16 protein-coding genes are annotated in these 18,584 nt (G+C 69.0%); 9 read left to right on the top strand and 7 right to left on the bottom strand.

Translation table 11 applies throughout. From position 1 onward, the window contains the following. Positions 1 to 330: 330 nt before the first annotated feature. The 8 genes from SK571_RS30125 to SK571_RS30090 all read left to right on the top strand — a co-directional run bounded on the left by SK571_RS30125 (position 331) and on the right by SK571_RS30090 (position 9,230). On the top strand, positions 331 to 1,044 hold the full coding sequence (locus SK571_RS30125; protein ID WP_319987455.1) for an AfsR/SARP family transcriptional regulator: 714 nt from the start codon (positions 331 to 333) through the stop codon (positions 1,042 to 1,044). 145 nt (positions 1,045 to 1,189) lie between these two features. Continuing rightward, positions 1,190 to 2,173, top strand: a complete 984-nt coding sequence (locus tag SK571_RS30120; RefSeq protein ID WP_319987454.1) for a LacI family DNA-binding transcriptional regulator — start codon at positions 1,190 to 1,192, stop codon at positions 2,171 to 2,173. A gap of 29 nt (positions 2,174 to 2,202) precedes the next feature. Beyond that, positions 2,203 to 3,201, top strand: a complete 999-nt coding sequence (locus SK571_RS30115) for a class I mannose-6-phosphate isomerase (RefSeq protein WP_319987453.1) — start codon at positions 2,203 to 2,205, stop codon at positions 3,199 to 3,201. Continuing rightward, the gene (locus SK571_RS30110) at positions 3,198 to 3,962 is read left to right on the top strand and encodes an ATP-binding cassette domain-containing protein (protein WP_319987452.1); all 765 of its coding nucleotides are present in this window, start codon (positions 3,198 to 3,200) and stop codon (positions 3,960 to 3,962) included. Before SK571_RS30115 ends, SK571_RS30110 begins: the two co-directional genes overlap by 4 nt. A 20-nt stretch (positions 3,963 to 3,982) precedes the next feature. Next, positions 3,983 to 4,996 (top strand): ABC transporter permease, encoded by a 1,014-nt coding sequence (locus SK571_RS30105; RefSeq protein WP_319987451.1) that lies wholly within the window; start codon positions 3,983 to 3,985, stop codon positions 4,994 to 4,996. A gap of 15 nt (positions 4,997 to 5,011) precedes the next feature. Beyond that, positions 5,012 to 5,986: an ABC transporter substrate-binding protein gene (locus SK571_RS30100; RefSeq protein WP_319987450.1), complete on the top strand. Its 975-nt coding sequence runs from the start codon at positions 5,012 to 5,014 to the stop codon at positions 5,984 to 5,986. Between the two features lie 186 nt (positions 5,987 to 6,172). Further along, positions 6,173 to 7,699, top strand: coding sequence for an alpha/beta hydrolase (locus SK571_RS30095; protein ID WP_319987449.1), 1,527 nt, complete (start codon positions 6,173 to 6,175; stop codon positions 7,697 to 7,699). Between the two features lie 13 nt (positions 7,700 to 7,712). Next, positions 7,713 to 9,230 carry an alpha/beta hydrolase gene (locus SK571_RS30090; protein WP_319987448.1) on the top strand — a complete coding sequence of 506 codons (1,518 nt, stop codon included), beginning with the start codon at positions 7,713 to 7,715 and terminating at the stop codon, positions 9,228 to 9,230. On the opposite strand, the gene SK571_RS30085 is transcribed toward SK571_RS30090, so the two are convergent. From SK571_RS30085 to wecB, 3 genes are read right to left on the bottom strand one after another with little or no spacing between them, the layout of a single operon-like run. Continuing rightward, the gene (locus tag SK571_RS30085) at positions 9,215 to 9,829 is read right to left on the bottom strand and encodes a hypothetical protein (RefSeq protein ID WP_319987447.1); all 615 of its coding nucleotides are present in this window, start codon (positions 9,827 to 9,829) and stop codon (positions 9,215 to 9,217) included. The genes SK571_RS30090 and SK571_RS30085 overlap by 16 nt on opposite strands. An 11-nt stretch (positions 9,830 to 9,840) precedes the next feature. Next, positions 9,841 to 11,625 carry a polysaccharide deacetylase family protein gene (locus SK571_RS30080; RefSeq protein WP_319987446.1) on the bottom strand — a complete coding sequence of 595 codons (1,785 nt, stop codon included), beginning with the start codon at positions 11,623 to 11,625 and terminating at the stop codon, positions 9,841 to 9,843. Continuing rightward, positions 11,622 to 12,878 carry a non-hydrolyzing UDP-N-acetylglucosamine 2-epimerase gene (gene wecB / locus SK571_RS30075; RefSeq protein ID WP_319987445.1) on the bottom strand — a complete coding sequence of 419 codons (1,257 nt, stop codon included), beginning with the start codon at positions 12,876 to 12,878 and terminating at the stop codon, positions 11,622 to 11,624. The genes SK571_RS30080 and wecB overlap by 4 nt, the downstream gene beginning before the upstream one ends. 342 nt (positions 12,879 to 13,220) lie before the next feature. On the opposite strand from wecB, the gene SK571_RS30070 reads away from it, so the two are divergent. After that, entirely contained in the window at positions 13,221 to 14,543 is a 1,323-nt protein-coding gene (locus SK571_RS30070; protein ID WP_319987444.1) for a glycosyltransferase family 2 protein, read from the top strand. Here the strand turns inward: SK571_RS30070 and SK571_RS30065 are convergent. The 4 genes from SK571_RS30065 to meaB all read right to left on the bottom strand — a co-directional run bounded on the left by SK571_RS30065 (position 14,540) and on the right by meaB (position 18,445). Further along, positions 14,540 to 15,193 (bottom strand): response regulator transcription factor, encoded by a 654-nt coding sequence (locus SK571_RS30065; protein WP_319987443.1) that lies wholly within the window; start codon positions 15,191 to 15,193, stop codon positions 14,540 to 14,542. The genes SK571_RS30070 and SK571_RS30065 overlap by 4 nt on opposite strands. Further along, positions 15,184 to 16,695, bottom strand: coding sequence for a GAF domain-containing sensor histidine kinase (locus tag SK571_RS30060; RefSeq protein ID WP_319987442.1), 1,512 nt, complete (start codon positions 16,693 to 16,695; stop codon positions 15,184 to 15,186). The genes SK571_RS30065 and SK571_RS30060 overlap by 10 nt, the downstream gene beginning before the upstream one ends. 194 nt (positions 16,696 to 16,889) lie before the next feature. Next, positions 16,890 to 17,498, bottom strand: a complete 609-nt coding sequence (locus SK571_RS30055; protein ID WP_319987441.1) for a hypothetical protein — start codon at positions 17,496 to 17,498, stop codon at positions 16,890 to 16,892. After that, positions 17,495 to 18,445 carry a methylmalonyl Co-A mutase-associated GTPase MeaB gene (gene meaB, locus SK571_RS30050; RefSeq protein ID WP_319987440.1) on the bottom strand — a complete coding sequence of 317 codons (951 nt, stop codon included), beginning with the start codon at positions 18,443 to 18,445 and terminating at the stop codon, positions 17,495 to 17,497. Before meaB ends, SK571_RS30055 begins: the two co-directional genes overlap by 4 nt. Positions 18,446 to 18,584 lie beyond the last annotated feature (139 nt).

The following is an 18,584-nucleotide window of genomic DNA, read 5'->3' as shown; positions in this document are numbered from 1 at the left end:
GTCGGGGCCGGTGCGACCCCGGTGGCACACGCTCCGGTGCCCGCGTCTCACCGGTGTCGCCGTAGCGCACGACGTCCTGTCGCCGCCGCATCGACGTCACTCGATGGGCTGGACCGGAACAGGCGCGTCCGTTGGGCCATTGGCGTTATGGCTGCCGGGTGATCGGCGACGCGCTGTCGCCGCGGACTCCCTACCGGGTGGCGGTCAAGTGCGCGCACGACTGAGGGGCCACCACCGGACGGCCGAGGGGAGGACGCCGCCGCAGGCGGACGAGAGATGCCCCGGAGACGCCACCGGGCGATGCTCGGAACGGCCGACGGAAGGATCACGATGAGAGACGCCGATGGCGCGCACCTGGTGTTGCTGGGCCGGTTCGAGCTGCTCACTGGCCGCGGGGACGTCGTGCTGCCCAAGGGCGCCCAGCGGTTGCTGGCCTTCCTCGCGATCCACCACGGCGAGGCGGTGAGCCGGCAGGCCGCCGCCGAGCAGCTGTGGCCCGAGTGCCGCAGGCAGCGCGCGACCGCCAACGTGCGGCAGGCGTTGTGGCATCTGCGCCGTGCGACGGACCAGCCCGTCGTCGACCTCTCGGTGGACCGGTTGCGACTGTCCCCCGCGGTGACGATCGACTTCTGCCGTGCGGTGGAAGCGGCACACCACGTCGTCAGCGCCACGGCTTCGGCGGGCGTGGCCGAGCTCGTCGGCGCGTTGTCGAGGGATCTGCTGCCGTACTGGCCGGAGGAGTGGCTGACCTCGGAACGACGGCGCTGGGAACAGGTCAGGCTGCACGCGCTGGAGGCGATCGCCCAGCACTTCATCTCGGCCGGCGCACACCTCGCCGCGCTGGAGGCCGCGTTCACCGCGATCTCCATCGATCCGGTGCGGGAAACCGCGCACCGGTCGGTGATCGCGGCACACCTCGCCCAGGGCAACTGCGGGTCGGCATTGCGGCACTACCAGCACTACCGCGCCCTTCTGCACCGCGAACTCGGCGTCACACCGTCATCGCACATGACCCGGCTCGTCGCGTCCCAGGCAGCGTTGTGAGCCATGGGCGTCCACCCGCGGCAGCCCCTTGACCGGGCAGGAAACTGTTGACAAGGCCGTAAAGCCGAGGTGAGATACGCCCACTATGACAACGTTGTCCCCCAGCGGGCCCGTAGCCGGTCAGCGCAAGGTACGTCGCGCGACGATGAACGACGTCGCGCGGCTCGCGGGCGTGAGCATCAAGACCGTCTCGCGCGTGGTCAACGACGAGCCGGGCGTGCACCCGTCCACCGCCGAGCGCGTGCTCGCGGCCATCGACCAGCTCGGGTTCCGGCGGAACCTGAGTGCCCGCAACCTGCGCCGGGGCTCGTCCACCGGCACGATCGGGCTGGTGCTGGAGGACGTCGGCAACCCGTTCTACTCCGGCGTGACCCGCGCTGTCGAGGAAATCGCCCGGCTGCGCGGCAGACAGGTGATCTCGGGGTCGTCCGACGAGGACCCCGGGCGTGAACGCGAGCTGGCGCTGGAGTTCTGCAGCAGGCGCGTGGACGGGCTGCTGATCGTGCCCGCCGGCCTGCAGCACAGCTACCTGGTGCCGGAGATGCGCGCGGGCACGCCCGTCGTGTTCCTGGACCGGCCCGCGGGTGACGTCGTGGCCGACACTGTGCTGGTGGACAACATCGGCGGCACGATCGAGGCGGTCACCCACCTGGCCTCGCACGGGCATCGCCGCATCGCTTTCCTCGGTGACGCGCCGGACATCTTCACGGCCAACGAGCGCCTGCGCGGTTACCGCGAAGGGTGCGTGCGGGCGGGCATCGGGTACCACGAGGAGCTCGTGGCGATGGGGCCGCACGACGAAAGCAGCGTCAGGACCACGTTGCAGCGCCTGCACACCATGCGGGAGCCCGCGACGGCGATCGTGGCCGGCAACAACCGCATCACCGTCTACGTCCTGCGCGCGCTCGCGGGCGTCGCCGAAAGGCCCGCGCTGGTGGGCTTCGACGACTTCGAACTCGCTGACCTGTTGTCGCCGCCGGTGACCGTGATCGCGCACGACGCGAGCGCGCTCGGCAAGGCGGCCACCGATTTGTTGTTCGCCCGACTGGATGGCGACAACTCACCACCGCGCCGCGTCGTGCTGCCGGTGCGCCTGGTGCCACGAGGATCCGGGGAGGTCCACGCGTGAGTTCTGGTGTTCTCCACCAGCCTGTCAACTTGCCCGCCAACCAGCCGAAGCAGTTCTACCGCGGCGGTGAGGCGATCGCCGCGTTGCGCGGCGGGACCAGCGGTGACTTCGGCCCCGAGGACTGGGTGGCGTCGACGACGACCCTCTACGGGCGCAGCGATGCCGGGTTGACAACGTTGCCGAACGGCGTCCTCCTGCGCGACGCGGTGCAGGCGGACCCGGTGGGATGGCTCGGCGCGGACCACGCGGCGAAGTTCGGCGGCGACACCGCGTTGCTGGTGAAGCTGCTCGACGCGGGCCAGCGCCTGCCGGTGCACTGCCACCCGTCGAACGCTTTCGCGTCCTCGCACCTGAACTGCCGCCACGGCAAGACGGAGGCGTGGATCGTCGTCGGCACGACCGGCGCGAACCCGACCGTCTACATCGGATTCCGCGACGACGTGCCCGCGGACACCGTCGCCGACTGGGTCGCCACGCAGGACACGAAGGCGATGCTCGACGCGCTGAACCCGGTCTGCGTCCGGCCCGGCGACACCGTGTTCGTGCCCGCCGGCGTGCCGCACGCGATCGGTGAGGGCGTGTTCATCGTCGAACTGCAGCAGCCCACGGACTTCTCGGTCACGCTGGAATGGCAGGGCTTCCTCGCCGACGCCGACGTCGGCCACCTCGGCCTCGGCTACGACGTCGCGCTCGACTGCGTCGACAGGCGGGGCTGGAGCGGCAAGCTCGAGGAACTCGTGCGCCAGACGTCCGAGAAGTGGGCGCCGTCGGTCGATCTCCTCGGCCACGACGCGGACCCGTTCTTCCAGGCCGACCGCCTGCACGTCGAGGGTTCCTTCACGCTGGAGCCGTCGTTCGCCGTGCTGGTGGTGCTGGAGGGTGCCGGCCGGCTCGGTGAGCTGGAGGTGCACAAGGGCAGCACGCTCGTCGTGCCGCATGCGGCGGGCGAGCTCGGGCTGACCGGTGACCTGGTGGCGATCCGCTGCCGCCCACCCGTGCTGTCCACAGTGGAGGAAGTGACGCCTTGAGCCAGCCGTTGCTGGAGGCTCGTGATCTCACGAAGAACTACGGCACCGTGGAAGCTCTCCGCGGCGCCTCGTTCACCGCTTACCCCGGTGAGGTCGTGTCGCTGATCGGCGACAACGGCGCGGGCAAGTCCACCCTGGTGAAGTGCCTGTCCGGGGTGGAGCAGCCGACCGGCGGCACGCTGACGTTCGACGGCGAGCCGCTCGTGCTGAACTCCCCCAACGACGCCCGCGACCTGGGCATCGAGACGGTGTTCCAGGACCTGGCGGTCGCGCCGGACCTCGACCCGGCCGCGAACATGTTCCTGGGCAGGGAGATCCTCAAGCCCGGAATCCTCGGCCTCCTGGGCGTGCTCGACAAGAAGGCGATGCGCAAGCAGGCCTCCGAGCACTTCACCCGGTTCGGCGCGACGCTGCAGAGCGTCGACGTGCCGATCGCGGCGCTCTCCGGTGGCCAGCGCCAGTCCGTCGCGGTCGCGCGGTCGGTGGCGTGGGCGTCGAAGCTCGTGTTCATGGACGAGCCAACGGCCGCACTCGGTGTGGTGCAACGGGAACGCGTGCTCGACGTGATCAAACGCGTGCGCGACGAGGGCATCGCCGTCGTGCTGATCTCGCACAACATGCCCGAGGTGCTGTCGGTCTCCGACCGCGTCGAGGTGCTGCGCCTCGGCCGTCGCGTGGCTCGTTTCAAGGCCGCGGACACCAGCGTGGAAGAGCTCGTCGGCGCGATGACCGGCGCGCTGACCCAGGAGGACGCGACCTGATGACCCACGAGAAGACAACGATGTCATCTCTGCCGGACGAGCAGCGCACGTCGTTCCTCAAGCGTCTGACCGGCGCGAACACGCTCTGGATCGGCCTGGTGCTCCTGGTCCTGGTCGCCACGTTCGGCGCGATCCGGCCGGACGCGGTCTTCCAGGTGACCACCCTGCAGTTCCTGCTCGCGGAAACGGCCGTGCTGCTGGTGCTCTCGGTCGGCATGACCTTCGTGATCATCACGTCCGGCATCGACCTGTCCGTGGGGTCGGTGCTGGTGTTCGCGTCGGTGTCCTCCGCCATGGCGATGAACGCCGTGTCCGGAGGTGACGCGACGAACGCCGGCTGGGGCGTGATCGCGTTCGGACTGCTCGTCGCGGTGGTCAGCGGCGCGGTCTGGGGTCTGCTCAACGGCCTGCTGATCTCGCGCGCGAAGATCCCGGCGCTGATCGTGACGCTGGGTTCGTTCGGCGCGGCACAGGGCGCGGCCCTGTTGCTGAACAACGGTTCCAACGTGTCCGGCATCCCGGACAGGCTGAACCGCACCTTCGGTTCCGGCACGTACCTCGGCATCCCGAACATCGTGATCGTGGCCGCGATCGTCACCGCTCTCGGCGCGCTGCTGCTGTCGACCACGCGGTTCGGCCGCTACACGTACGCGGTCGGCTCGAACGAGGAGGCGGCACGGCGCGTCGGCATCTCGGTGCGCGGCCACCTGACGAAGGTGTACCTGCTCGCGGGCACCCTCGCGGGTCTCGCGGGGTTCATGGGCAACGCGTTCTTCCGCGTCGCGGTCGTCACCGGCCACGAGACGGACAACCTGAACGCGATCGCCGCCGTCGTCCTGGGTGGTACCAGCATCTTCGGCGGCATGGGTTCCGTGCTGGGCACGGTCTTCGGCGTGTTCATCCCGGCGGTGTTGGAGAAGGGCCTCGTGATCATCGGGGTCAAGGAGTTCTGGCAGCCGATCGCCGTGGCGATCGTGCTGGTGGCCGCCGTGTGGCTGGACCAGACACGGCGGCGGGCGCGCAACCGACGTTAGGAAGGTGCTGGACCAATGAAGATCCGCTCCGCAGTGGTCGTCTCAGCCGCGTTCCTCCTCGCCGCCTGTGGCGGTGGCGGGCAGATCGGCGACTCGGGTTCGGGCAACTCGGCCGCGAACAAGAAGCTGGTGCTGATCCCCGGCATCACGGCGGAACCGTTCTACATCTCGATGCAGTGCGGTTTCGAGGAGGCGGCGAAGGCCGCGGGCTACGAGTTCGACACGCAGGCCCCCGCGAAGTTCGACGCGGCCCAGCAGACCCCGATCGTCACGGGCGTCCTCGCGTCCAAGCCGGCCGCGGTCCTGATCGCGCCGACCGACGACAAGGCCATGGCGGGCCCGATGAAGCAGCTCAAGGACGCGGGCATCAAGGTCGTCGAGGTCGACACCAAGCTGCAGGACACCTCGATCGGCGTCTCCTCGATCTCCTCCAACAACGAGCAGGGCGGCAAGCTCGCGGCCGAGACGCTGAACAAGCTCGCCGCCGGCAAGTCCGGCTCCGTGCTGGTGCTCAACACCAAGGCCGGCACGTCCACCACGGACGCACGCGCCAAGGGGTTCGAGGAGGCCGTCAAGGCCTTCCCGAACCTCAAGTACATCGGCCAGCAGTACACCGACAACGAGCCCGCCACCGCGGCCTCGAAGGTGACCGCGACCCTGGCCGCGAACCCGGACCTGATCGGCGTGTTCGCGACCAACCTCAACACCGGTGAGGGCGCGGCGACCGGCCTGCGCAACGCGGGCAAGACCGGCACGGTGAACCTGGTCGGCTTCGACGCCTCGCCCAACCAGGTGAAGGACCTGCAGGCGGGCACCGTGCAGGCCCTGATCGCCCAGGACCCCGCCACGATCGGCAAACAGGGCGTCGAGCAGGCCCTGGCCGCGATCGACGGCAAGGAGAACAAGCGCAACATCGAGACGGACCTCGTCGCCATCACGAAGGACGACGCGTCGGCCAACTCGAAGTACTTCTACAAGCAGTCCTGCTGAGTTCTGCCTCCCGAAGGGCCGTTCCCCCCAGGGGACGGCCCTTCGGCCTGTCAGGGCTCGATGACGCATGTCATGGCCGCTTGGCCGCGTTGGGCTAAGACCCAAGTCGTACGAACCCGTCATCCTTCAGCCGATGTTCAGCGTCCCCGGAACCGATGAGCTTGAGGCACATTGGAGGGGGCTCGAATGCACCGAAGGACAATCGCGGCGGCACTGGCTGTCGTGACCGCGACATCCCTGCTCATCGCACCACAGGCGACAGCGGCACCGACGCAGAAGATCCAGTGGCAGAGGTGTTTCGACACGCCACCACCGGGACTTCCGCCAGGCGGCGAACGGCTGGAGTGCGGCAACTTCACCGCGCCGATGGACTGGAACAACCCGCGCAACGGCAAGACGATCACCATCGCGGTCAGCCGCCTCGCGCCGAAGAGCGGCAAGGCGAAGCAGACCATCTTCACCAACCCCGGCGGGCCGGGCGGACCCGGTCTCACCCTCCCGCTGGTCTACCTCGACCGGCCCAAGCTGAGCGACAACGCCGAGATCATCGGCATCGACGTGCGCGGCACCGGTGCCAGCAGCAACGTCACCTGCGGCAGCTTCGACGCGACGACGCTGACCGATCCGCGTGACCGCAGCGAGGCCAACCTCGACCTGGTCTACGGCGCCATGAAGCTGCACGCCGAGTTCTGCCAGGCCAGGTCGGGCGAGCTGGGCAGGTACGTCACCACCGACCAGACGGTGAAGGACCTGGACCTGCTGCGGCAGGTGCTGGGCAAGAAGAAGGTCAGCTGGCTCGGCTACTCCGGCGGCAGCTGGCTGGGCGCCTACTACGCCACGTACTTCCCCAGGACGCTGGACAAGATCGTGCTCGACTCCAACGTCGACTTCACCGCGCCGTGGCAGAACGCGTTCGACGACTGGGGCATGGGCTTCGAGCGCCGCTTCCGCGTCGACTTCCTGCCGTGGGTGGCCAAGTACGACAGCGTCTACCACCTCGGCAAGACCGCCGAAGAGGTGCGCCAGTCCTACGAACGCACCCGCGCCAAGCTCAACGAGCAGCCCGTGACGCGGCCGGAAGGCGTGTACAACGGCGTGCAGTTCGACCTGCTGTTGCGCGGCACGCTCTACGTGAAGGACAACTTCGCGCAGGGCACGCAGATCTTCGCGGAGCTCGCCGGCACCGTCCCCGCGCAGCCGAAGGCGCTGGCCACCTACCCGGACGCGCAGAACGCCACGGCCTACTCGATCCTGTGCAACGACACGAAGTTCCGCGGCGACCGGAAGTTCCTCGAACGCGAGGCCGCGGTGAACGGCGCGAAGTGGCCGCTCGTCGGCTACTACCAGATCGCCGGCCCGTGCGCGTTCTGGAACCGGCCGGACGTGAACCTCAAGAAGCCCACCGGAATCGGCGTGCCGACGACGTTGATGGTGCAGTCGGTGCGCGACGCGGCGACGCCGCTCGAAGGCGCGCAACGAGCACACCGCAACTTCAACAACTCGGTGCTGCTGACCGTTGAAGACGAGGGTGACCACGGCATCTACGGCCTGGGCAACGACTGCGTGAACGACATCGTCGAGCGCTACTTCATCGACGACATCACGCCGGCGAAGGACCTGACGTGCCAGGGAGTTCCGCTCCCCGCCCCGGGCGAGCCCCAGCAGAACCCGCTCGCGAACGCACGCCGGCTCGCCACCCATCTCGGCAAGTAGAAGGGGGAAACGCATGCACCGCAGGAAGATCGCGGCGGCACTAACCGCCGTCACGGCGACATCGCTCCTGATCGCGCCACCGGCCCAGGCGGCCGGACTGGCCGACCAGCGGATCACGTGGCAGAAGTGCACCGACGAGCCGGGGTTCGAACGGCTGGAGTGCGGCAGCTTCACCGCGCCGATGGACTGGAACAACCCGCGCAACGGCAAGACCATCACCATCGCGGTCAGCCGCACCGTTCCGTTGAACGGCAACGCGAAGACCACGGTCTTCACCAACCCGGGCGGCCCCGGCGGCGCCGGGCGCACGCTGCCGATGGTCTACCTGAACAGGCCGAAGCTCAGCGAGAACGCCGAGATCGTCGGCATCGACCCGCGCGGCACCGGCGCCAGCGACAACGTCACGTGCGGCGGCTACCAGCACCGCCTCGCCAGCGACTGGCGCGACCGCAGCAAGGCGGGCCTCGACCTGATCTACGGCGGCATGGAGCTGCAGGCGAAGTTCTGCCAGACCAAGTCCGGCAAGCTCGGCAAGTACATCACCACCGAGCAGACGGTGCGCGACCTCGACCTGCTCCGGCAGGTCCTGGGCAGGAAGAAGGTCAGCTGGCTCGGCTACTCCGCCGGCAGCTGGATGGGCGCCTACTACGCGACCTACTTCCCCAAGACGCTCGACAAGATCGTGCTCGACTCCAACACCGAGTTCACCGAGTCGTGGCAGAAGGTCTTCGACAACCTCCCGCCGGGCGCCGAACTCCGGTTCCGCGTCGACTTCCTGCCGTGGGTCGCCAAGTACGACAACGTGTTCCAGCTCGGCAAGACCGCGGAGGAGGTGCGCCAGAAGTACGAGACCACGCGCGCACGGCTGGCCGAGCAGCCCCTCACTCTGCCGGACGGCACCGTCGTCACGCCGGTCCTGCTGGACGCCCTGATCTTCGGCGGCCTGTACAGCAAGGGCTCGTTCGAGGGCACGGCCCAGCTGCTCGCGTACATCGCGCAGCCCGCCGCGCTGGCCAAGTCCGCGCCGAAGCAGTACCCGGACTCGCTGATGGGCACGCAGATGTCGATCATGTGCAACGACACCCCGTTCCGCGGTGACCGGAAGTCGCTGGAGCGCGAGGGCAACAGGAGCGTCAAGCAGTACTCGCTCGTCGGCGGTTACCAGGTGACCGGCCCGTGTGCGTGGTGGGACCGCCCGAACGTGAACCTCAAGCGCCCCACCGGCAAGGGCGTGGACTCCTCGCTCATGGTGCAGTCGGTGCGCGACCCCGCGACGCCGCTGGCAGGCGCGCAGCGGGCGCACGCGAAGTTCGCCAACTCGCGCATGCTCACCGTGCGGGACGAGGGTGACCACGGCATCTACGGGTTCGGCAACGACTGCGTCAGCGACGTGGTGGAGAGCTACCTCGTCGACGGCGTGGTGCCGCGGAAGGACCTGAGCTGCCCCGGCGTGCCGCTGCCGGCACCCGGTGAGAGCACGGGCAACCCGCTCACCAAGGCGCGGGAGCTGGCGGTTCAGCTGGGCTGGTGAATCTCCAGCACGGCCTGGGCGAACGTCGTGTACCAGGGGCTTTCGGTGAACCCCGGTCCGGTCTCCTCGCCCAGGTAGAGGTCGATGTGCCGCTCGCCGCCGAGCCCCGGCGTGAACTCGTCGGTGATCTCCCAGGAGGAGGACGCGAGCTTGCGGCACACCGCCGAGTCGACGTTGCCGCCCTCGGGGGTCTGTCCACACGAGACCAGCTTGATCCGTGAGCCGGTCCTGATCCCGTCGGCGGCGGCGGAGACGAAGGGCTTCAGGGGCTTGCCGAACGAGTCGCGCGGCTCGTCGTCCAGCCAGTAGCCCTTGTCGTAGGACCAGTTGAGGTACCGGCCGGAGGCGGTCCGGCCGGTACCTTCGTCCTCGACCGCCTTGGCGAACGACCGCGGGAACGTGCCGAGGACGTCATCACCGTTCTCGCAGTCGATGACCCGGCAGCCCCGCACGGGCACCGCAGGTCCGCTGTGGAACGACTCGACGGCCGTGTAGTAGACGGTGACCTTCCAGCCCTCGTCGGTGGCGCCGGAGTGGGACGGCGCGACCTGACCGGCAGAACACCCGGCCAGCACCAGCACCGCCCACACCCAGCGCACAGGACCTCCTGTCACCCCGCCATCACGGTGCCGACGGACACGAACTGGTAGCCCGCGTTCTTCAGCCCCGAGACGGTCTGCTGCAGATACCCGGTACCGAGGTACGGGTGGTAGAAGAAGCTCGCGACACCATCATCGACCACCTTGAGCTGGTTCGCCGTCTTGACCAGGTCGGCCGGCAGGCGAGCCGGGTGGTTGTTGAACGGCTCGGGCTCGACGTTGCCCACCGCCTCCGGCGCCACGACGGAGCCGTAGACGTCGCGGACCAGGTACGGGAAGTACTGGCCGTAGATCTTGTCGTACTGCGGCGTGCCGGTGCCGCACGCGCCACCGGGGCAGTACCCGGCGAAGTACAGGCCGCGGTCGTAGCGCTTGCCGAAGTTCTGCTGGATGACCTGGTAGTCCACGGCCGACGCGGCGTAGTGCGGCGGTTCGAAGATGGCGGGCTTCGCGAATCCGGCCTGCGCGAGCGCGGTCGTCGCCGAGTTGATCCGGCCCTGCATCCACGCCGCCGAGTCACCGGGGACCGGGCCGTCGTAGATCACGCTGTCGTTCTCGTTGACGTGGGCCATGTAGAACTCGAAGTCGTTGCCGCTGCGGCCGTCGTACGGGTTGACCACCTTGCCGAACTGGTGCGTGTAGCCGTGCATCAGGATCGTGCCGCCGCGCTGCGTCATGTACTGCAGTGCCTTGATGACCTGCGGCTTCTGCGCCAGGTTCGCCGCCTCCGGCACGCCGTTGTTGTCGGCGCCCAGCGGGTTCTCGAAGCGCGGGTAGACCGCGATGGTGAACGGGACGTTCTGCGACTTCAGGTAGTCGGCGACCGCGCGCAGCTCGTTCGGGTCGGCGTCGGGGCCGACGTCCTCGATGCGCACCAGCGCCCGCTTGCGGTCGGCCATCGCCGGGTTCGAGACCTTGCTGATCAGGTCCGCCGCGGCCAGGTAGCGGTCGCCGTGGTCGACGTAGCTGAACGGGACCTCGCCGATGTAGGTCAGGTTCTTGGCCTTGGTGGCCCAGTTGATCGGGCCCGCGGCCGAACCGGTCGCGACGGCCGGCGCCGACGCGATCGCCGGGTCGGTGATCGAGGTGATCATCAGACCGGACGGGGTCGCGAGCGGGTTGCGGCCGAGGTCGGTGTTCTCGTACCGGACGGTGGTCGCGGCGCCGGTGTCGTACTGCACCCAGTTCCAGCCGTACGTGGTCTGGAAGCTCGGCGCACGGGCGGTGAGCTGCCAGATGTTGTGCGCCATCCACAGCACCGGCTTGCTGCCCGCGAGCACGTCGTCGAGGAACGCCACCGGGATCGGCTCGTCGTAGGTCGAGCCGACGTAGATCACGCCGGTGTAGCCGGACATCTCGCCGGCGGTGTACGAGCCGACCGGGTGCATGACGTACGCGCTGCCGTGCGACGCGAGGTTGCCCGCCTGCACCGCGTAGGCCTCACCCAGCCACGCCCAGGGACCCGTGCTGTCGTACAGGATCAGCGTCTTCTGCGACGCCTTCGCACCGGGAGCGCCGCCGCCGTTCGTGCCGGCCGCGGCGGCCTGCGCGGAGGCCAGTCCGAGCGTCCCCAGAGCGGTCGAGACGATGCCGGGCTGCGTGGTGCGCTTGGTGATGCGCGAGCTGGTCGCGGACGGCTTCGTGGTCGTCAGCGGCGGCGCGGGCAGCACGTTCTCCGCGAGCTCACCGACGGCGTCCAGCTTGAGCGAGATGGGCGCGGCCTGGGCGGCGGGCGCGGGAATCATCGCGACCGCGAGCGCAACCCCGGCAGCGACCTTGAGCAGTCGGCTTCTCATGCCACATCTACCTCTCCGGACATGCGCACGGTCGCGCTGCCCGCGTAAGGAGCGAACTCGGCGGGTCGCTGCTGTTGCAGGCCCAGCAGCCAGGCCAGGGCCTGTTCGGTGCGCACGGACGCGAGCCCGTCGCCGAACGGGTTGCCGTCGGCGGTCATCGCCTCGCGTGCGGAAGGACTGTCGAGCAGGTGGAGGGTCAGAGCCGTGATGCGCTCGCGGTCGGTGCCGACGAGCACGGCACAGCCCGAGTTGACCGCCTCCATGCGTTCGGTCACGTCGCGCAGCACCAGCGCCGGGACGCCGAACGACGGCGCCTCCTCCTGGATGCCGCCCGAGTCGGACAGCACCAGCGTGCACTGCGCGAGCAGCCGGGCCATCTGCGCGTACGGCAGCGGATCGGTGATCGTGACGCGGGCGACGCCGCCCAGCACGTCCAGCACCTGCTGGCGCACGTCGGGATTCGGGTGCGCGGGCAGGACGACCTCGACGTCGGGCCGTTCCCGCACGATGTCCGCGACGGCGTGCAGCACGCGGTCGAGCGGCTCGCCCCAAGACTCGCGGCGGTGCGCGGTGACCAGCACGAGCCGCGACTGTCCGCCGTGGACCCGGTTCTCCATCTCCTGCAGCCGGCTGTCGCCGTAGGGCGCGCGGCGGGCGGCGACGTCGAGCACGGCGTCCACCACGGTGTTGCCGATGGTCAGGACGTTGTTGCCCTGCAACGACTCCGCGGCGAGGTGCGCGGCCGAGTCAGCGGTCGGTGTGAGGTGCAGCGACGCGAGCTGGCCGACCATCTTGCGGTTCCCCTCCTCGGGGAACGGCGAGGTGAGGTCGTGCGAGCGCAGCCCGGCTTCCAGGTGCACGACGGGAATCTGCTGCCAGAACGCGGCGAGCGCGCCCGCCAGCGTCGTCGTCGTGTCGCCCTGCACGAGCACCGCGCCCGGCGTGCGTTCGGTGAAGAGCCGGTCGAGTTCCTCGATCAGCTGGCCGGTCAGCTCGGCCTGGCCGCCCGTGACGCGGTTCAGCTTGAGTCTGACGTCGGCCGTGAAGCCGAACGACTCCAGCGCCTGGTCGACCATCTCCGGGTGTTGCCCGGAGTTCACGAGCACGGGCCGGAGACGACCGCACGCGAACATCGCGGCGGCCACCGGCGCCATCTTCACTGCTTCAGGGCGCGTTCCCGCGACCAGGAAAACCTCGGGAACCTCGCCCCGGTAGAACTGCCGAGGGCCGGGCACCAGGGCACTTAGTCCCATCTTCTACCTCTTTGCAAGTCCAGGCACGCGCGGCGAACGTGCGCCATCATCGCGGTGGTCGGGCACCGCTGACAATCAATTGGTACCCGTCTCGCAGGGGTACCGCCATATCGGTGATCGACATTGCGAACCTCGTGTAACGAAGGTCTATTCGTACCCGATATGGCCGGTTGACGCTCTAATCAGCTAGCCATAGTCTCGCCACGAACACCTGCTCCCGGCCCTGCTGTCTGGTATCTCGTACCGGCCCAGCGCTTCGTTACCAGGAGCCAGAATGACTCAACTTCACATCCGGTCCGCAGTTGTTGCCCCTGCAACCGCTTTTGTAGACAGGTTTGTGTCATGACAGACACGACACAATTCGCGACGTTCATGCTCGTCCTGCTGGTTTTTTGGCCCTGTTACAACCTGGTGCTCGCACTCTTTGTCTGGTGGCGCCCGAAACCGGGCGGACCGGAAGTTCCGTCGCGGCATCCGTTGCAGTACTGGATCATCATTCCGGCGTTGAACGAGGAACGTGTCGTAGCAAACACCGTGCGTGCCGCACTCGCTTTGGACGGGGCGCGCACACCGGTTCAGGTCGTCGTCGTCGACGACGGCTCGGACGACGGCACCCCGCGCGTGCTGGCCGAGATCGACGACCACCGGCTGCACGTGCTCAGACGCACCCTGCCGGAAGCCCGGAAGGGCAAGGGCGAAGCGCTGAACCACGCCTTCGGTTACATCCGCGGCATCGCGGAGGAGGCCGGCACGGTCCACCGCACGATCGTCGGCGTGATCGACGGCGACGGCCGCGGCGAGCCCGGCATGCTGTCCGAGATCTCCGCGTACTTCGCGCAACGCGCCGTCGGTGCCGTGCAGTGCCGTGTCCGGATCCACAACCGCACCAACCTGCTCGCGTTCCTGCAGGACCTGGAGTTCAGCTGCGTGGTGGACGCCTCGCAGTCGTTGCGGGACGCCGTCGGCACGGTCGGGCTCGGCGGCAACGGCCAGTTCGTGCGCCTCAGGACGTTGATGGACCTGGGCGAGGCGCCGTGGTCGGCGTGCCTGGTCGAGGACCTGGAACTGGGTCTGCGCGTGCACCTGACCGGCCAGCGCATCCGGTACGCCACGCACGCGACGATCACCCAGCAGGGCCTGGTCGACGTGCAACGGCTGCTGCGGCAGCGCACCCGGTGGGGGCAGGGCAACCTGCAGTGCCTCGGGTACGTGCCGAAGCTGATCAGGGCCAAGCACGTGGGTTCCGTCGCGCTGATGGAGTTCCTGCAGTACCTGCTGACACCGTGGCTGGTCGCGCCGATGACGGTGCTCGTCACCGCCTTGGTGGGCGTCAACTTCTACGCGCAGTTCACCGGGCTGGAGATCGCCGGGTTCACCGCGAGCGGCTCGAACACCCTGCTGGCGCTGGGGATCTGGCTGGTGGCCCTGCTGCTGCCCGGCCTGATCTGGGGCCTGGTGCACCGGCTCAAGCACGGCGACGAACCGCTGTGGAGATGCCTGCTCGTCAGCCTGGCCTATCCGCTGTTCCTGATCCTGGGCTCGGTGTCGACGTTGCGCGCGCTGTACCGGCACTTCGCCGGGCGCAACACGTGGGCGAAGACGGAACGCTTGGCGGAGAAGGAAGTTCCCGCGGTGACGATGAACCCGCTGCCGAAGATCGCCTAGAACGTGCCGGGGTGGGCGCGTCTGCGCCGGGCCGCGTAGACGCCCGCCTCGGTGCGGCGGTCGAAGCCGAGCTTGTGCAGCAGTGACGACACGTAGTTCTTGACGGTCTTCTCGGCGAGGAACAGGCGGTTCGCGATCTGCCGGTTCGTCATGCCCTCGGCGATGAGGTCGAGGATGCGGCGTTCCTGGGGGCTCAGCGCGGCATAGCGCGGATCTTCCTCGGGCCCGCCGCGGAGTCGTTGCAGGACCGTGGCCGTGACGCCGGCGTGCAGGAGCGATCCGCCCGAGGCGAGGGTGCGGACGGCGGCCACGAGATCGTTGCCGGACACCTCTTTCAGCATGTAGCCGGACGCGCCGGCCATGATCGCGCCGAACAGCGCCTCGTCGTCCGAATAGGACGTGAGCATCAGGCACGCGGGCGGCGGCTGCACCAGGCTCCTGATCTCCCGGCACACCGTGACGCCGTCGCCGTCGGGCAACCGCACGTCGATGATCGCGACATCGGGTCTGAGCCGGGTCGCCTGCGCGACCGCGGCCGTGGCGCTGTCCGCCTGGCCGACGACCTTGATGTCCTCCGCCTGCACCAGCAACTGCACGAGCCCGCGCCGCACGATCTCGTGGTCGTCCACGAGCAGCACCGCTATTGCCATCTCGCCTCCTGCAGCACCAGTGGAACGAACCAGGTGATGCTCACTCCCGCACCGGGGATCGAGTCGACCGCGCAGTCGCCGTGGTGACGCCGCGCCCGAGCCGCCATGTTCGCCAGTCCGCCGGCGTGGTGGGGCCCGCCGGCTGAATCGTCAGCCAACGGCAAGCCCCGGCCGTCGTCCTTGACCATGAGCTCGAGGCTCGTCACGGTGCGATCGACGCTCACGGCGACAGCTACGTGCTTTGCTTTCGCGTGGCGCACTACATTCGTTAGCGCTTCCCGGAGGGTGGCGAGCAAATCGGGCCGAACCTGGTCCGGCACGACGCTGTCCAACGGCCCTTCGAGCGACACGTCCGGCTCGAAGCCGAGAAGGCTCGCGGACTCGTGCACCGCGTTGAGCAACTGGCCACGCAGGCTCGCGCCCCCGGACGGCGGTTCCTGCAGGGAGAAGATGGTGCGGCGGATCTCGCGGATCGTGTGGTCGACCTCCTCCACGAACCCGCTGATCCGCTCGACGAGCTGTGGTTTGTCGTTCATGCCGGTCAGCCCCTGCAACCCGAGCCCGAGCCCGAACAGCCGCTGGATGACCAGGTCGTGCAGATCCCGCGCGATGCGGTCGCGGTCCTCCAGCACCGCGAGCCGCTCGGTGTCGCCTCTCGCTCGCGTGAACTCCAGCACCAGCGCGGCCTGAGCGGCGAAAGCCTCGATCAGCTCGGGGGCGTCGAAGCTGGGCTCGCCCGGCGGCCGCGCGACGATGAGGACGCCGATCGTCCGTTCCCCCACCGTGAGCGGCACGATCGCGGACGCCCCCGGCACCGCGGCCAGCCTGCCCTCGTCGTGGCACTCGCCGTGGCCCGACCTGTAGACCCGGTAGGTGGCGGTGCCCTCCTTCGGCACCCGCATGCCCTCGGCGTCGTAAGTACCGCCCTCGGTCACCTCGATGACGAGATCACCGTTCTGATCGGGCAGCACCACCGCCGCGAAGTCGGCGTTCGCCGTCGTGCGCGCGGTCCTCGCCACGAGGTAAAGCGCCTCACGGCCGTTCGTGCCCATCAGCAGGTCGGTGGTCACCTCGGCAGCGGCCCTGAGCCACACCTCACGCTTGCGCGCCTGTTCGTAGCGGTCCAAGTGACCGACGGCGCTGCCCGCCGCCGTCGACAGCGCGGCGAGGATGTCGCGGTCCTGAGCGGTGAACTCCGGCTTGCCCGCCAGGAAGAGGTTGCCGAACGTCTCGTCGTGGACCTTGATCGGCGCCCCCAGGAAGTCCGCTACGCCGATCGAGCGGGGATCACCGGACGTGATCTGGACCTGGCCGTCGTGGTGGCCGCCGAACTCGGTGAGCTCCTTGTGGCCGTTGATCACCGCCAGCGCGCCGTAAGGGGCTTCGATCAGCTCGCAGGCGGACTCGACCACGTGGCGAAGCAGCTCGGGCAGGGTGTCGTCCTCGGCGAACGACAGCACGACGTCCAGCACCCGCTGTTCCGTGCTCACCTTGACGCCCACGGCTTCACCCCTTTGGGGGGATAGAAGTGACCACCGCACGAACGACTGAGGGTAACTCCCCAGCGTAGTCAAGGGGGAGACCATCACTGCAAACAGTGAACTTTGGGACTACTGAGAGTAGAGAGACGTCTTGTTTGATACAGGCGGTCACCTTGCGAGGGTGGTTCTGCGGCGGTGCCGGCCGCAGCGGTCGTTCAGTGCAGGCCGACGGTGAAACCCTCGTCGATCACTCCGCGGTAGATCTGCGGAGCGAACGTCCGCAGCCCGTGGTCGATCGGCCCGATGAACCCGGCCGAGTCCCCGAGCGGCAGCCGGTATCCGTTCTGCACCCGGTGGAACTCCCACAGGGGCTCCATCGTCGGGTGCGCGGGCCGGAACTCCTGCGGGTCGCGCGGGTGCAGGTCGACGCGCACCAACGTCCGGGGCACCAGGGCGTCCGCCAGCTGAACTGCGCGTTCCTGAGTGCGGGAGATCGAGATCGCGCCCAGTTCCTGCCACGCCACCGCCCACGGCATGCCCTGCGGGTCGTCCAGGCGGATGCCCTGCTGCTCGATGACGAGCTTGCGGGGGCGGGAGATGGTCTTCCACTTGACGACGGCCATGACGCCGATGCCGGTGAACGCGATGCCGATGACGGCCGCGATGCTGCCGCCCACCGGTTCGCCGTCCAGGAAGGCGGTGACGGCACCTACCAGGGCGAGGATGCCCAGGATTCCGGCGACCGAGCCGCCGATCAGCACCTTGCGGGTGTCGCTCTTGCCGAGGTCGACGATGACGGGTGGAGGTGCTCCCCAAGCGGTCATGGCCGCAGATTACCGCTGATCAACAGGTCTGCCGCCGCGAACGGGTCGAGTTCGCCGGAAACCACGCGCTTCGCGAGCTGGTCCACCGGGCCGAAGCGGGTGCGGACGCGGTCCACGGCGATCGCCTCGATCTCGGCGCCTGCCCTGCGGAGGCGGCGTTCCTGGAGTTCGCCGTGCGAGGCCATCCACGACTGGTGCTCGGCGATCGCCTCGACCACGCGGTCGAGGCCCTCCATGCGGGCGGCCACCGTTTTCACGACGGGCGGGCGCCAGACCGGGCCGGAGCGGTCTCGGCGGCCCAGCGAGATCATGTACTTGAGGTCGCGCGCGGTCTGGTCGGCGCCGTCGCGGTCGGCCTTGTTGACCACGAAGACGTCCGCGATCTCCAGGATGCCCGCCTTCGCGGCCTGGATGCCGTCGCCCATGCCCGGTGCCAGCAGGACGATGGTCGTGTCGGCGAGGGCGACGATCTCCACCTCGGACTGACCGACGCCGACCGTCTCCACGAGGATCACGTCGAAACCGGCGGCGTCGAGCACGCGCAACGCCTGCGGGGTGGCCCAGGAGAGGCCGCCGAGGTGGCCTCGGGTGGCCATCGAGCGGATGAAGACGCCGGGATCGGTGGCGTGGTCGCCCATGCGCACGCGGTCGCCCAGCAGGGCGCCGCCGGAGAACGGGCTGGACGGGTCGACGGCGATCACGGCGACACGCTTGCCCTCGGCGCGGAAGGCGCGCACGAGGGCGTTGGTGGAGGTCGACTTGCCGACGCCGGGGGCGCCGGTCAGGCCGATGACCTGGGCGTTGCCGGTGTGCGGGGCGAGCGCCGCGGCCACCTCCGGAAGGGCCGAGCTCGCCTGTTCCACCAGCGAGATCAGCCTGGCGACCGCGCGCGGCTCGCCGTCACGCGCGCGGTCGACCAGTCCTGCTACGTCAACAGCTGTGGCCACAGCCGGGACACTAGTGGCGTGGCTCGAAGCGTTGCCGAGCGAATTCGCGCTCAGACGGGTGCCTCGGGGTGCCGCCCCCACGTCCTCGTACTGGTTGTACGGGGGCGTGGGGGCGGTGCCGCGAGGCGCCCTGCTGAGC

It is taken from the genome of Lentzea kristufekii, assembly GCF_033949925.1.
Taxonomy (GTDB): Bacteria; Actinomycetota; Actinomycetes; order Mycobacteriales; family Pseudonocardiaceae; genus Lentzea; species Lentzea kristufekii.
This window is presented reverse-complemented; position numbering and strand designations above follow the sequence as displayed.

Coding starts and splice junctions, on each gene's coding strand:
- SK571_RS30125 (WP_319987455.1), top strand. CDS start 331: ATGAGAGACGCCGATGGCGCGCACCTGGTGTTGCTGGGCCGGTTCGAG.
- SK571_RS30120 (WP_319987454.1), top strand. CDS start 1,190: ATGAACGACGTCGCGCGGCTCGCGGGCGTGAGCATCAAGACCGTCTCG.
- SK571_RS30105 (WP_319987451.1), top strand. CDS start 3,983: ATGTCATCTCTGCCGGACGAGCAGCGCACGTCGTTCCTCAAGCGTCTG.
- SK571_RS30100 (WP_319987450.1), top strand. CDS start 5,012: ATGAAGATCCGCTCCGCAGTGGTCGTCTCAGCCGCGTTCCTCCTCGCC.
- SK571_RS30095 (WP_319987449.1), top strand. CDS start 6,173: ATGCACCGAAGGACAATCGCGGCGGCACTGGCTGTCGTGACCGCGACA.
- SK571_RS30090 (WP_319987448.1), top strand. CDS start 7,713: ATGCACCGCAGGAAGATCGCGGCGGCACTAACCGCCGTCACGGCGACA.
- SK571_RS30080 (WP_319987446.1), bottom strand. CDS start 11,625: ATGAGAAGCCGACTGCTCAAGGTCGCTGCCGGGGTTGCGCTCGCGGTC.
- wecB (WP_319987445.1), bottom strand. CDS start 12,878: ATGGGACTAAGTGCCCTGGTGCCCGGCCCTCGGCAGTTCTACCGGGGC.
- SK571_RS30070 (WP_319987444.1), top strand. CDS start 13,221: ATGACAGACACGACACAATTCGCGACGTTCATGCTCGTCCTGCTGGTT.
- SK571_RS30065 (WP_319987443.1), bottom strand. CDS start 15,193: ATGGCAATAGCGGTGCTGCTCGTGGACGACCACGAGATCGTGCGGCGC.
- SK571_RS30055 (WP_319987441.1), bottom strand. CDS start 17,498: ATGACCGCTTGGGGAGCACCTCCACCCGTCATCGTCGACCTCGGCAAG.